Raw genomic sequence first — 13193 nt, 5'->3', positions numbered from 1 at the left:
ACCAGGTGAGCAGGTCTTCGGTCAGCCCTGGTCGAGCAGGGTGAGGAGTTCGTCGTTGTAGAAGTCGTCGATGGAGCACGCGCCCGACAGCGTCGAGAAGTACCGGTCGATGTGGTCCTGGTGGCCGACCAGCTTGCGCAGCATGTCCGTGCGCCCCTCGGGCTTGAGCTCGGCCACGTTGAGCGCGCCCTGGTAGTGGCTGAGGGCTTCGCCGCTCAGGTCGTTCTCGTAGCGCCGCAGCGCCGCCTTGAGCGCGTCGTCGTCGTGCAGCCGGTCCCCGATGTGGTCGGTGAGCGACTGGGCCTGGACGAAGGCCTCGGTGATACCGCGGGCGGTGATGGAGTCCTTGTGGTTCACCGCGTCGCCGACCAGCGCCCACCCGGGCCCGTAGGCCTTGCGGAAGTAGTTCTCCTGGTGCCCCGTGCCGTACAGCTGCTCCTCGCGCTTGCCCGACTGCATCCGCTCCCACAGCTCGGGCGCCGTCGTGCGGAAGGCGTCGAGGTAGGCGGGCTCCACGTTCTTGCGGACCTCGTTGTAGTCGCCCTGCGGGAAGTAGGCCATGAGCAGCGTGAGGTCGTCGTTGGTGGGCAGGACACCGATCCAGCGCCCGGGCCGCTCGTACAGCTCGAAGTTCGCGGGAACCCCGGACCAGTAGCTGTAGTAGGTGGTGGTCATCCGCGGGTGCTCGATGACGTTCTCCGCGCCGACCTTGCGTGCCACCAGCGAACGCATGCCGTCCGCGCCGACGACGAGGCGCGCCCGGTCCGTCCCCTCGATGCCGCCGGGCGTCGTGTACCGCACCCCGACGACCCGGTCGTCCTCCCACACCAGGTCCCTGACCGCGCACCCCTGCCGGAACTCCACGCCGGCCGCCACAGCGCCGTCCGCGAGGATCGGGTCGAGCACGTACCGCCTCGGCGCATACGTGGTCGTCAGGCCGTCGATCGGCAGAGAGAAGCCCTCGATGCGGACGTCGGGCCCCTGGTAGCTCTGGCGGGTGATCGGCTGGGCGCCCGAGTCACGGATCTTGTCGAGCAGCCCCCACCGGTTCAGCAGCGCCACGCCCTGCATGTGGAGGTAGTGCGAGGACAGCGTGTCCTGCGGGAATTTCGCTTTCTCCAGGAGCAGGACGCGATAACCCTGCCGCGCGAATAGCATGGCCGTCGGCGAACCCGCACAACGGGCACCTATGACAATTACGTCGTACATGGCGCCTCTCTTTCTATTTGGTGACCGCACTCAGGGATTCGATGTACGCGGAGATCGACGCCACCGTCGGGTTGAGGAAGAGCTGGTCCATCGGCACCTCGGCGCCCAGTTCCTCGATGAAGGCACCCTGGATCCTGACCATGATCACGGACTGGCCGCCCAGGGCGAAGAAATCGTCGTCGGCCGAAATGTCATCGCGCTGGAGTTCCCGGCACCAAATGGCGCGCACGCGGTCGGCAATCATCACAGTCCTCTCGTTCGTCAGCAAGGTCCGTCGACTATGCCGCCGTGCCGCTGCCGGCATATTGGTTCTTGAGTGAATCGACCAGCGCCGCGCGGTCCACTTTTCCGTGCGGGCTGAGCGGAAGCCGCAGGACGTTCACGAACCTGGCCGGGACCATGTTCCGCGGCAGCGTCTGCAGAAGGCCGTTGCGCAGGTCGTCCTCGGCGAGTTCGCCGCCCGCCGGGACGAGGAAGGCGGTCAGCTCGGCCTCGCCGGCGTCGGTGTAGGTGACCACCACGGCGGCCTCCCGCACCCCCGCCAGCCTGCCGAGCGCGCGCTCGATGTCGGTGGGGTCGATGCGCATGCCCCGCACCTTCACCTGCGCGTCCATCCGGCCGGCGACGACCAGGTCGCCGGCCTCGTTGACGTAGCCGCGGTCGCCCGTGCGGTACAGCCGGCGCGGCTCTCCGTCGACCACGACGGTCGTGAACTTCTCGTTCTCGGGGCCCGAGCCGTTGAGGTAGCCCGCGCCGACGCTGGCCCCGGCGATGCAGATCTCGCCGTACTCCCCCGGCGCGACACCGCGCAGGTTCTCGTCGAGGAGGTGGATCTCGGTGTTGTACGCCGGCTTGCCGACCGGGGCGATGTCCTGGTCGCAGGGCCGGTGCCCGTCGAGGTCGTACGACGTCGCGACGTCCGTGCACTCGGCCACGCCGTACTGGTGCAGGAGGGTGCAGTAGTTGTTCTCGCGCTGCGCCCAGTCCGCGATCCGCTCGAACTTCAGCGGCTCGCCGCCGAAGAGCACGTAGTCGAGCTGGGTGAGCGCGTCTCCGCCGCGGGCGGTCTCCCAGTCCACCAGCAGGTACAGCGTGCTGGAGGCGCAGTGCACCGTGCGGATGTCGTGCTCGGTCAGCAGGCGGTACGCCAGCATGGCGTCGAAGTTCCGGCTCGCCATCAGGTACTGGGTGGCGCCGCAGAACAGCGCCGTCATCAGGGCGCGCTGGGAGAGGTCGAAGCCGAAGGCGCTCACGACCAGGTTGTTCGACGCGCTGTCCAGGCCGTACTCGAGCTTCAGCCAGTTCATCAGGTTGAACCAGCCCTCGTGCCGCACCGCGGTCAGCTTCGGCGTGCCGGTCGATCCGGACGTGAAGACCGCGTAGCACAGGTCGTCCCCGGTGACGGGGACATCGGGCGCGGTCGCCGGGAGACCTGCCAGCCGGCCGGGCAGCTCCTCGACACCGATGACCTCGGCGGCCGCCGACTCGACCATCCCTGCCGTCGCCCGCGAGGCCACGATCAGGGCGAGGCCGGGGACCTGGCCCAGCAGCAGCTGCAGCCGCGCCGCCGGGTAGGCCGGGTCGAACGGCACATAGGCCGCGCCGGCCTTCAGCGTGCCGAGGATGGCGACGAGCATGTCGACCGAGTAGTCGAGACAGACGCCGACCTTCGCCCCCCGGCCGTGTCCGCGCGCGACGAGGAAGTGCGCGAACCGGTTCGCCCGCGCGTCCAGTTCGGCGTACGTCACCTGCTCACCGCCGCAGGAGACGGCGAGGGCGTCGGGCGCGGCCTCCACGTGCGCCTCGAACTGCTTGTGGACGACGGGCGCCGAGGGCAGGGCGACCCGCTTTCCCTGAAGGATCATCAACTGACTCCGATGTGAGAGGTGTCCGGTCGGACGAGCCGCCGGCACACCCCGGGGAACGGGCTTGCCGGCACCTTCGGGCGTGCGCCGCTAGGCGGTGCGCGCCTCGGGGAGACGCCGGTCGGCGGCCTCGAGCAGCTGGGCCACCCACTTGTCGACGGAAAGACCGTGCGCGGCGGCGGCCTTCGAGTAGTGCTCCAGTTGGCCGGCGGACAGCTCGATGGTGAGCGTGGTGACCTGCTGCCGGCGCTTGTCCGCGGCCGCCGACTCGGCCAGCCGGGGCACCTCCTGCTGCTCGTCGCCACCGCTCGGGGAGACCTCGGCCGTGTCGCTCTGCACGGCCAGGCTGGCCCGCACCGCCCGGCGCAGTTCGTTGCGCGACCACTTCTGCTGTTCGGCCTTGCGCAGCCAGTAGTCCTGCTCCGGCGGCGACAGCCGGGTCACCTCGGCGTGGTGGGCGAAGCTGAGGCCGTCCCGCCTGCGGTGGTGCTCGAACCGCCGGGCCACCCACGCGTAGTTGCGCAGCGTCTGGTAGTCGAGCCCGGTGCGCTCGATGGCCTCCTTGTAGCGCCGCCACCCGTAGGTGGCCTCGCCGTAGATCAGCCAGTCGGCGAGCCACCACGCCGAGGAGTTGACCAGTTCACGCAGGTTGGTCCCGATCTGCTCCCAGGACCGCTCCGGCAGGTTCTGCGGGAAGATCAGCCCCGACTTCTGCACCTTGGCCTGTGTCCCCACGAAGGACAGGAGCACATCGCGCTGTGCCGGTTCACCGCTGTTGTCCACCGGAATCGCCTTGTACCTGCTCGCGGTCCTCACAGCGCCCGTCACTACCTTCATCTCCCAACACAGCCTGTCTTCATGGGCGTTAAGCGATCACTCGGCCGCGCACCCGGGGCGGCGATCGCCGTCGTTCCTCTTCGGCCGGCCTGCCCGGTGACCGTCACGAGCGCCGGCGAGACGTAGGTATGCGGGCCCGCGAGCCCGTCGGTGTGCGGCCGGTGTTCAGTCCGCCGCCATGGCCTCGCGCAGGCTCTTGGGCCGCAGGTCGGTCCAGTTCCGCTCGACGTACTCCAGGCACTCGGCCCGGGCCGCCTCACCGAAGACCACCCGCCAGCCCGCGGGCACCTCGGCGAACACCGGCCACAGGGAGTGCTGCTCCTCGTCGTTCACCACGACGTAGAAGCGGCCGTCCTCGTCATCGAAGGGGTTCGCGCTCAACTGGCACCGTCCTTAACCGACATGGAATGACTCGGGATTGGGAAATCGCCAGGGCCGGGTGCGAGACAGCACCGGGCGCGAGGTCGCCGATCGGCGTTGTCCGGTCGACAGGACACTGCGGCTGTCCGGCCGACAGGACTCTCGGCCGTCCGGTCGACGGGACACCCGGCATCGGTGGCGACCCCGGCGTTGCCACGTCACCGTAAGGACTCGACCGTCAGCGCTACAAGGCGACGGGCTCGCCGACCGCCAGGTCGTCCACCCGGATCTGCACCCCACCGGATCCTCTGTACCCCACCGGGTTCGTGTGCCACGATGCCGACCCTTTGCCGCCCGGGTGGTGTGGAGCGGCGGCCACCTGAGGATCGCTCAAGAGCTGCCACACCCTCGGCGGAGACCGGCCGGTGCCCGCGCCCTCGCGGACCGACACCGTTCTATGGTTCGGGAATGCGCGGCCCGAGCCGAGGGAGAGCGATGGACAGCACACGACCTGACCTGCGCCTGTTCGTCCTGCACCACGCGGGCGGCTCACACCTGCTGTACCGCGACTGGCCGCAGCGGCTACCGCACACATGGGACGTCCGGCTGCTCGACGCCCCGGGCCACGGCCTCCTCCTCGAGCTGCCGCAGATCCCCGACGCCGGCCGCCTCGCCGACTACCTGCTGCGCAGCATCGAGCCCGAACTGACCTGTCCGTACGCCTTGTTCGGGCACAGCATGGGTGCCCTCGTGACGTACGAGATCATCCGGCGGGTCGCCGACCGAGGCCTGCCGCTGCCGGTGTGGGCCGGTGTCTCCGCACGCTGCGCACCGCAGCTGGCGGGGCCGGGAGGCGGATACCACGAGCTGCCCGACGCCGAGCTGCGGAATCGTCTGAAACTGCTCGGCGGCACGCCCGACGGGGTCTTCGACGACCCCGAGCTGTGGGACCTGTTCGACCCGATCATCCGGGCCGACCTGCGTCTGGTGGAGAACTGGCGCCCCGCTCCCGACGCCGGTCCCCTGCCCGTGGCGCTGTCCGCGTTCGCGGGCGTCGAGGACCACTCCGCCGCACCGCAGCGGATGGCCGGCTGGGCGGAGTACAGCGAGCACTTCCTGGGGCTGCGGGTCTTCGACGGCGGTCACTTCTATTTCCAGGCCGATCCCGGTCCGCTGCTGCGGCAGATCGAACGGGACGCGACCACCGCGCTTCGGGCGGCGGGCGCGGCGCGCTCCTGCTGAAGCCACCAGCCTGTGTGAGGGGAAGAGATGCAGTTCCGCATTCTCGGCCTCGTGGAGGTCCAGGACGAACAGACCGGTCTGCGCATCCTTCCCACGGGTGCCAAGCAGCGTGCACTGCTCGGGGCGCTGGTGGTGAAGGCCGGGCACAACGTCTCGGTGCAGCGGCTCATCGACGAGCTGTGGGGCGAACACCCGCCCGCCAACGCGGCGAACGCGCTGCAGCTGCAGGTGACCCGGCTGCGCCGGCTGCTGTCCGGCCCGCAGAGCCGTCACCCCGGCCGGCCCGCACCGCACCCGTGGATCGTGACCACCTCGCGCGGCTACGCCCTGCAGCTCGACCCCGTCGACACGGACGCCGCGCGCTTCCAGCACCTGGCCGAGCAGGGCCGCAGGGTCCTGCGCGAGGACCCCGGCCAGGCCGGTGAACTGCTGCGCCGGGCCCTGTCGTTGTGGCGCGGCCCGGCGCTGGAGGGCAGCGTGCTCGGCGACATCTGCGCGGGCAGGGCGGCCCAGCTCGAGGAGCACCGGCTGACCGCCCTGGAGATGATGTACGACGCGTATCTGCGCACCGGGCGCCACCGCGAGATCACCGGCGAGCTGATGGAGCTGACCACCGACCACCCCATGCGGGAGCGGTTCTACGACCTGCTGATGGTCGCCTTCTACCGCTGCGGCCGGCAGGCGGAGGCGCTCGGCGTGTACGAACGGGCGCGCAACCGCATGGTGCACGAACTCGGTGTCGAGCCGGGCCCCGCCCTGCGCGGCCTGATGGAGGCGATCCTCCACCACGACCCGGCCCTCGCCACCGCCGTGCGCCCCCGTCCGGCCGCCCCGCCCCTGGCCGAGACGGTGCCCGCGCAGGCCGACGCGACGGCCGACGACGCGGTGCTCGCCCTCTGCCAGGAGATAGCCCGTCTGCAGCGCCGTATCGAGCGACTGCAGCAGGAGCAGGACCAACTGATCTGCCGCTTCCAGGAGTTGACGGCGAGCACGGTGGCGCCGGCCTGCTGACAACGCTGCCACATGGTTCGCGGTGTGCGGGTACGGACCCTGCACGCCCCGGGGTGCGAACACACGACCCGCACTCAAGGCAGGTGACCTACTGTGCCGCCCACAGAGCGCACAAGTACGACATCAGCCAAGTAGAGACGATTCTCAGGAGCGGGGCATGACGAGACGGAAGAGAACACGGGCCGGCGTGGTCGGTTTGGCGGCGGTCGCGCTCACGGCCACTGCCTTCGCGGGTCCCGCCCGGGCAGCGCAGGGCACGGCTCCCACGGCGGCCGACCACCAGGCGACGCAGCGCGCGATCGACGCGGCCGTCGCGGCCGGCATCCCGGGCATCACCGTCGAGGCACGCGATGCCGACGGAGTCTGGAAGTCGGCGTCGGGCGTGGGCAACCGGCAGACGGGTGCGCCGCGCGGCAAGAACGACCGGTTCCGCATCGGCGGCCTGACCGACACGTTCGTGGCGACCGTCCTCCTGCAGATGGAGGCGGAGAAGAAGCTCAGCCTCGACGACACGGTGGAGCGTTACCTGCCCGGCCTGGTGACGGGCAACGGCAACGACGGCAGCAAGATCACCGTGCGGGAACTGCTCAACCACACCAGCGGCCTGTTCGACTACCTCGCCGACCAGGACTACTACCAGACGTACGCGCTGGGCGACGGCTTCCTCCAGCACCGGTACGACACGCTGACGCCCGAGCAGCGCGTGAAGGTGGCCCTCGGCCACGCGCCCCTTTTCGCGCCCGGGGCCCGGTTCTCGTTCTCCAACACCAACGACGTCCTGGCCGCGCTGATCGTGGAGAAGGTCGACGGCAGGTCGTACGAGGACGAGGTGCGCGAGCGCATCATCGAACGCCTGGGGCTCCGGGCGACGTCCAACCCCGGGAACGGCATCGCCCTGCCCCAGCCGAGCAGCCGCGGCTACTCCAAGCTCTTCCTGTCGCAGCCGGACCGGATCGACGACGTCACCGAGATGAACGGCTCGCAGGTCTGGGGCAACGGCGACATCATCTCCAGCACTGCCGACCTGAACCGGTTCTACGGGGCCCTGATCCGCGGGAAGCTGCTGCCGCCGCGGCAGCTGAAGGAGCTGACGACGACCGTCCCCAACCCCGACTTCCCGGGCGCGACCTACGGACTGGACATCGAAAAGATCACGCTGAGCTGCGGCACCCCCCTCTGGTTCCGCGACGGGGGCACGGCGGGGTGGCTCACCATGACCGCCTTCACCGAGGACGGCCGCCACCAGCTCACGTTCAACTACAACAGCGACTGGGGACCGGAGACCTTGCTGCCGATTCTGAACGGCGAGTTCTGCGACACGCCTGCCGCCTCGGGGCCCGGATCGCGTGACTAGCGACATGTCTGTCAACGGAGAGGGTTTATGACCGTCCGAGCAGCCGTGGCCGGAGCGAGCGGATACGCGGGGGGCGAACTCCTCCGCCTGCTTCTGGCCCACCCTGAAGTGGAGATCGGTGCCCTGACCGGGCATTCCAGCGCGGGCCGGCGTCTCGGCACGCTGCAGCCGCACCTGGCTCCGCTGGCCGAGCGGGAGGTACGGCCCACCACCGCCGACGCCCTCGAGGGCCACGACGTCGTCTTCCTCGCCCTGCCGCACGGCCAGTCCGCCGCCGTCGCACAGCAGTTGGGCGACGACACGCTCGTCATCGACTGCGGCGCGGACTTCCGCCTCGCGGACGCCGCCGACTGGGAGACGTTCTACGGCTCGCCGCACGCGGGCACCTGGCCCTACGGCCTGCCCGAACTGCCGGGAGCCCGCGCCGCGTTGGCGGGCGCCCGGCGCATCGCGGTGCCCGGCTGCTACCCGACCGCCGTGTCGCTGGCGCTCTTCCCCGCCTACGCGGCCGGCCTGGCCGAACCCGAGGCGGTGGTCGTCGCGGCGTCCGGCACGTCCGGGGCGGGGAAGGCACCCAGGGCGGACCTGCTCGGCAGTGAGGTCATGGGGTCCATGCGGCCGTACGGTGTGGGTGGCGGCCACCGGCACACGCCCGAGATGGTGCAGAACCTCAGCGCCGTGGCGGGTCGCCGGGTCGCCGTCTCCTTCACGCCGACCCTGGCCCCCATGCCCCGCGGCATCCTCGCCACCTGCTCCGCCGCGGCGCGCCCCGGGGTCGGCGCACACGACGTGCGGGCCGCGTACGAGAAGGCGCTGGCCGACGAGCCGTTCGTACGGCTGCTGCCCGAGGGGCAGTGGCCCGGCACCGCGGCCGTGCGGGGGTCGAACGCCGCCCAGGTCCAGGTGGCCCTCGACGCGGCGGTCGGCCGGATCATCGCGATCAGCGCCATCGACAACCTCACCAAGGGCACCGCTGGCGGTGCCGTCCAGAGCATGAACGCCGCGCTCGGCCTCCCCGAGGGACTGGGACTTTCCACGATCGGAGTCGCACCGTGAGTGTCACCGCACCACAAGGTTTCACCGCGGCGGGCATCGCCGCGGGCATCAAGGAGAACGGCAACCGGGACCTGGCGCTCGTCGTCAACAACGGGCCGCGCTGCGCCGCGGCGGGCGTGTTCACCTCCAACCGCGTGCAGGCCGCGCCCGTCCGGTGGTCCCGGCAGGTGCTCGCGGACGGCGAGATCCGCGCGGTCGTGCTCAACTCCGGTGGTGCCAACGCCTGTACCGGACCACAGGGCTACCAGGACACGTGCGCCACCGCCGAGAAGGCCGCCGAGCGGCTCGGCCTGGACGCGGTGGACGTGGCGGTCTGTTCCACCGGGCTGATCGGCGTACCACTGCCCATGGACCGGGTCCTGGCCGGCGTCGAGAGCGCCGTCACCCGGCTGTCCACGTCCGGCGGCGAGGACGCGGCCGTCGCCGTCATGACCACCGACACCGTGCACAAGACGGCCGCCGTCACCCGGGGCGGGTGGACCGTCGGCGGCATGGCCAAGGGCGCCGGGATGCTCGCCCCCGGGCTCGCCACCATGCTGGTCGTCCTCACCACGGACGCCGCCCTGGAGGGCGCGGCCCTGGACCGGGCGCTGCGGGACGCCACCCGTGTCACCTTCGACCGGGTCGACTCCGACGGCTGCATGTCCACCAACGACACCGTGCTGCTGCTCGCCTCCGGCGCCTCCAGGGTCACCCCGGAATACGGCGAGTTCGCCGAGGCCGTCCGCGCGGTCTGCGCCGACCTGGCCGGGCAGCTCATCGGGGACGCCGAGGGCGCGAGCAAGGAGATCCGCATCGAGGTCGTGGGCGCCGCGAGCGAGGACGACGCCGTGGAGGTGGGCCGTTCCGTCGCCCGCAACAACCTCCTCAAGTGCGCGATCCACGGCGAGGACCCCAACTGGGGCCGCGTCCTGTCCGCGATCGGCACCACCTCCGCCGCCTTCGAACCCGACCGGCTGGGCGTCGCCATCAACGGCGTGTGGGTCTGCAAGAACGGAGCGGTGGGCGAGGACCGCGCGCGGGTGGACATGTCCGGCCGCGAGGTCCGGATCACCGTTGACCTCGCGGAGGGCGCGGACTCCGCCGTCATCTGGACCAACGACCTCACCGCCGACTACGTCCACGAGAACAGCGAGTACGCCTCATGAGCGCTTCGCCGTCTCCGCAGTCTTCTTCTCGATCGGCCGCCCTGCCGAAGGCCCGTGCCCTCGTCGAGGCGCTGCCCTGGCTGGCGGACCACCACGGCAAGACCGTCGTCATCAAGTTCGGCGGCAACGCCATGGTCGACGACGACCTGAAGGCGGCCTTCGCCATGGACATCCTGTATCTGCGGCACGCGGGCCTGCGCCCCGTCGTGGTGCACGGCGGCGGCCCGCAGATCAGCGCACAGCTCGAGCGTCTGGGCCTTCAGTCCCGGTTCGAGAGCGGCCTGCGGGTCACCACCGACGAGACCATGGAGGTCGTACGCATGGTCCTCGCCGGGCAGGTGCAGCGCGAGCTGGTCGGGCTGCTCAACGCGCACGGCCCGCACGCGGTGGGTCTGACGGGTGAGGACGCCCGCCTGATGACCGCCGTCAAACGCTACGCGGAGAAGGACGGCAAGCCCGTGGACATCGGCCGCGTCGGCGAGGTCGCCCGGGTCGACGCCGGGATCGTGCGGGACCTCATCGACAGCGGACGCATCCCCGTCGTCTCCTCCATCGCCCGTCCCGAGGACGACAAGGACGCCGCCGAGGGCGGTGTGTTCAACGTCAACGCCGACACCGCGGCCGCGGCCCTCGCCGCCGCGCTCGGCGCCGAGATGCTGCTCGTCCTGACCGACGTCGAGGGTCTGTACGCGAACTGGCCGCACAGCGACGAGGTGATCCCCCGCCTGACCGCCGGCGAACTGGCCGAGCTGCTGCCCCGGTTGGCCTCCGGGATGATCCCCAAGATGGAGGGTTGCCTGCACGCCGTGAACAACGGCGTGCGCTCCGCCCGCGTCGTCGACGGCCGGGTCAAGCATTCCCTCCTGCTGCAGATCTTCACCGATGACGGCACCGGCACGGTGGTCGTGCCGGACGACGACGTGCGCTTCGAGGGAGCGACGGCATGAGCGACGGCGCGGACATCTTCACCGAGGCGGGCAACGCGGCGCTGACCCACCGCTGGCAGGGCGTCATGATGGACAACTTCGGCACCCCGCGGCTGCCTCTGGTCCGCGGCCAGGGCGCCCGGGTCTGGGACGCGGAGGGCAACGAGTACCTCGACTTCCTCGGCGGTATCGCGGTCAACGCGCTCGGCCACGCGCATCCGGCGGTCGTACGGGCCGTCAGCGAGCAGGTCGCCTCGCTGGGGCACGTTTCGAACCTGTTCCTGGCCGAACCGACCGTGCGCCTCGCCGAGCGCCTGCTGCGGCTCGCCGGGCGCGACGGCCGGGTGTACTTCGCCAACTCCGGCGCGGAGGCCAACGAGGCGGCCTTCAAGATCGGCCGGCTCACGGGCCGTACGCACATGGTGTCGGCCACCGGCGGCTTCCACGGCCGCACCATGGGGGCCCTGGCCCTGACCGGCCAGCCCGCCAAGCAGCGTCCCTTCGAGCCACTGCCGGGCTGCGTCAGCCATGTGCCGTACGGGGACGTAGAGGCCCTGCGCACCGCCGTCACCGCGGACACCGCGCTGGTGATCCTGGAGCCCCTGCAGGGGGAGAACGGTGTGGTCGTGCCGCCGCCCGGCTATCTGCGGGCCGCCCGCGAGATCACGGCGGCGACCGGCACCCTCCTCGTCCTGGACGAGATCCAGACCGGCATCGGGCGCACGGGCCACTGGTTCGCGGCGCAGGCCGAAGGCGTCGAGGCGGATGTCGTCACCCTCGCCAAGGGGCTGGGCGGCGGGCTGCCCATCGGCGCGACGCTCGCCTTCGGCGCGGCCGCCGAGCTGCTCACGCCCGGCGCGCACGGCTCCACCTTCAGCGGGAACCCCGTGGTGTGCGCGGCCGCCCTCGCCGTACTGGACACCATCGAGCGGGCGGGCCTCCTCGCCCACGTGACCTCGGCGGGACAGCGTCTGCGGCACGGCCTGGAAGCCCTGGGCCACCCCCTGGTGCGCGAAGTCCGCGGCGCCGGACTGCTGTTGGGCGTCGCGCTCCACGGAAACCTCGCGGCGCGCGTACAGCAGGCGGCCCAGGACAGGGGTCTGCTGGTGAACGCGGTGATGCCGGACGTCGTCCGGCTCGCCCCGCCGCTGATCGTGTCGGACCGTGAGGTGGACACATGCGTCGAGGGCTTCCGGGCGGCCCTGTCCGAGACCCTCGACGGGGAGCTGACGGCGGTGGGGTCCCCGGCATAGCGTTCACTCTCAATCCATTGCAACGAAGCATGTGAGGGTCGTTGCGTTAGATTCAGGACCGTTGCAACGATTTCTCGCCTTTCACCTGCAGCTATGCTGATTTCATGCAACGAACTTGTTGCCAGGATCATGAATGCAACGTAGCGTTTCCACTATCGGAAACAGCGAGCCGAAGGAGCGCACGATGCAGAAGAGCCTGAGCACCCCGCAGAAGTTCGACACCCCCGCCCCCATCTCCGCCGTCCTCGACATCCCCGCCGGACGCCTCCAGTTCATCGCCGCCGACCGGACCGACACCACGGTCGAGGTCCGGCCCGCCAACCCCGCCAAGAGCCGCGACGTCAGGGCGGCCGAGGAGATCACGGTTTCCTACGGCGACGGCGTCCTGCGCATCCAGGCCCCGGAGGCGACCAACCGGTTCCTCGGAAGCTCCGGGTCCGTCGAGGTCACCGTCCAGTTGCCCGCCGGCTCCCGGATCGAGGCGAAGACCGCCGGCGCCGAGTTCCGCGGCGTCGGACGGCTCGGCGACGTCGCCTTCGAGGGCGGCTACCGCTCGGTCAAGCTCGACGAGGCCGCCAGCGCCCGCCTCAGCGCCCACGACGGCGAGATCACGGTCGGCCGCCTGGGCGGCCCCGCGCAGATCAGCACACAGAGGGGCGACATCCGGATCGCCGAGGCCCATGGCGGCACGGTCACCCTGGACACCCAGTACGGCGACATCTCGGTCGTGGCCGCCCACGGCGTCTCCGCCTCCCTGGACGCCGGCACCACCTACGGCCGGATCCAGAACTCGCTCCACAACACCGGCGCCGCCGCCCTGAACATCCGGGCCACCACCGCCTACGGCGACATCACCGCCAGCAGCCTCTGACCACCCTCCGCCCCTCTAAGGAGCACCCTCATGAGCACGTTGGCCATCGCGGCGAACGGTC

At 70.8% G+C, this 13193-nt stretch carries 13 protein-coding genes; 8 read left to right on the top strand and 5 right to left on the bottom strand.

What is annotated here, in order from left to right; genetic code table 11:
* Window positions 1-21: 21 nt before the first annotated feature.
* The 5 genes from LMU33_RS37730 to LMU33_RS37710 all read right to left on the bottom strand — a co-directional run bounded on the left by LMU33_RS37730 (window position 22) and on the right by LMU33_RS37710 (window position 4292).
* Window positions 22-1209 (bottom strand): NAD(P)/FAD-dependent oxidoreductase, encoded by a 1188-nt coding sequence (locus tag LMU33_RS37730; protein ID WP_228626022.1) that lies wholly within the window; start codon window positions 1207-1209, stop codon window positions 22-24.
* A gap of 13 nt (window positions 1210-1222) precedes the next feature.
* Complete coding sequence (locus tag LMU33_RS37725; protein WP_208903924.1) at window positions 1223-1453, bottom strand: phosphopantetheine-binding protein; 231 nt, start codon at window positions 1451-1453, stop codon at window positions 1223-1225.
* Window positions 1454-1487: 34 nt separating this feature from the next.
* A complete protein-coding gene (locus tag LMU33_RS37720; RefSeq protein WP_228626020.1) occupies window positions 1488-3074 on the bottom strand; it encodes an amino acid adenylation domain-containing protein in 1587 nt (528 codons plus the stop codon).
* Between the two features lie 90 nt (window positions 3075-3164).
* Window positions 3165-3857: an LmbU family transcriptional regulator gene (locus tag LMU33_RS37715; protein ID WP_228626018.1), complete on the bottom strand. Its 693-nt coding sequence runs from the start codon at window positions 3855-3857 to the stop codon at window positions 3165-3167.
* Window positions 3858-4076: 219 nt separating this feature from the next.
* Window positions 4077-4292, bottom strand: coding sequence for an MbtH family protein (locus LMU33_RS37710; protein ID WP_228626016.1), 216 nt, complete (start codon window positions 4290-4292; stop codon window positions 4077-4079).
* A gap of 474 nt (window positions 4293-4766) precedes the next feature.
* On the opposite strand from LMU33_RS37710, the gene LMU33_RS37705 reads away from it, so the two are divergent.
* The 8 genes from LMU33_RS37705 to LMU33_RS37670 all read left to right on the top strand — a co-directional run bounded on the left by LMU33_RS37705 (window position 4767) and on the right by LMU33_RS37670 (window position 13132).
* Window positions 4767-5513 (top strand): thioesterase II family protein, encoded by a 747-nt coding sequence (locus tag LMU33_RS37705; protein ID WP_228626015.1) that lies wholly within the window; start codon window positions 4767-4769, stop codon window positions 5511-5513.
* A 27-nt stretch (window positions 5514-5540) separates the two neighbouring features.
* Complete coding sequence (locus LMU33_RS37700; RefSeq protein WP_228626013.1) at window positions 5541-6524, top strand: AfsR/SARP family transcriptional regulator; 984 nt, start codon at window positions 5541-5543, stop codon at window positions 6522-6524.
* 157 nt (window positions 6525-6681) lie between these two features.
* Complete coding sequence (locus tag LMU33_RS37695; protein WP_228626011.1) at window positions 6682-7878, top strand: serine hydrolase domain-containing protein; 1197 nt, start codon at window positions 6682-6684, stop codon at window positions 7876-7878.
* Window positions 7879-7905: 27 nt separating this feature from the next.
* Window positions 7906-8934, top strand: coding sequence for an N-acetyl-gamma-glutamyl-phosphate reductase (gene argC / locus LMU33_RS37690; protein WP_228626009.1), 1029 nt, complete (start codon window positions 7906-7908; stop codon window positions 8932-8934).
* Window positions 8931-10082, top strand: coding sequence for a bifunctional glutamate N-acetyltransferase/amino-acid acetyltransferase ArgJ (argJ, locus tag LMU33_RS37685; RefSeq protein WP_228626007.1), 1152 nt, complete (start codon window positions 8931-8933; stop codon window positions 10080-10082). Before argC ends, argJ begins: the two co-directional genes overlap by 4 nt.
* Window positions 10079-11029, top strand: a complete 951-nt coding sequence (argB, locus tag LMU33_RS37680; RefSeq protein ID WP_228626005.1) for an acetylglutamate kinase — start codon at window positions 10079-10081, stop codon at window positions 11027-11029. Before argJ ends, argB begins: the two co-directional genes overlap by 4 nt.
* Entirely contained in the window at window positions 11026-12261 is a 1236-nt protein-coding gene (locus LMU33_RS37675; RefSeq protein ID WP_228626003.1) for an acetylornithine transaminase, read from the top strand. Before argB ends, LMU33_RS37675 begins: the two co-directional genes overlap by 4 nt.
* 184 nt (window positions 12262-12445) lie before the next feature.
* On the top strand, window positions 12446-13132 hold the full coding sequence (locus LMU33_RS37670) for a DUF4097 family beta strand repeat-containing protein (protein WP_228626001.1): 687 nt from the start codon (window positions 12446-12448) through the stop codon (window positions 13130-13132).
* Window positions 13133-13193 lie beyond the last annotated feature (61 nt).

Source organism: Streptomyces barringtoniae, from assembly GCF_020819595.1.
Classification (GTDB): Bacteria; Actinomycetota; Actinomycetes; order Streptomycetales; family Streptomycetaceae; genus Streptomyces; species Streptomyces barringtoniae.
The sequence above is the reverse complement of the archived record's forward strand: the minus strand, read 5'-3'. Positions and strand labels throughout refer to the sequence as shown.

Bases quoted from the DNA above. Each gene is read 5' to 3' on its own strand.
- LMU33_RS37675 (WP_228626003.1), top strand. From the start codon at position 11,026: ATGAGCGACGGCGCGGACATCTTCACCGAGGCGGGCAACGCGGCGCTG.
- LMU33_RS37705 (WP_228626015.1), top strand. From the start codon at position 4,767: ATGGACAGCACACGACCTGACCTGCGCCTGTTCGTCCTGCACCACGCG.
- argC (WP_228626009.1), top strand. From the start codon at position 7,906: ATGACCGTCCGAGCAGCCGTGGCCGGAGCGAGCGGATACGCGGGGGGC.
- LMU33_RS37730 (WP_228626022.1), bottom strand. From the start codon at position 1,209: ATGTACGACGTAATTGTCATAGGTGCCCGTTGTGCGGGTTCGCCGACG.
- LMU33_RS37725 (WP_208903924.1), bottom strand. From the start codon at position 1,453: ATGATTGCCGACCGCGTGCGCGCCATTTGGTGCCGGGAACTCCAGCGC.
- LMU33_RS37670 (WP_228626001.1), top strand. From the start codon at position 12,446: ATGCAGAAGAGCCTGAGCACCCCGCAGAAGTTCGACACCCCCGCCCCC.
- LMU33_RS37700 (WP_228626013.1), top strand. From the start codon at position 5,541: ATGCAGTTCCGCATTCTCGGCCTCGTGGAGGTCCAGGACGAACAGACC.
- LMU33_RS37695 (WP_228626011.1), top strand. From the start codon at position 6,682: ATGACGAGACGGAAGAGAACACGGGCCGGCGTGGTCGGTTTGGCGGCG.
- LMU33_RS37720 (WP_228626020.1), bottom strand. From the start codon at position 3,074: ATGATCCTTCAGGGAAAGCGGGTCGCCCTGCCCTCGGCGCCCGTCGTC.
- argB (WP_228626005.1), top strand. From the start codon at position 10,079: ATGAGCGCTTCGCCGTCTCCGCAGTCTTCTTCTCGATCGGCCGCCCTG.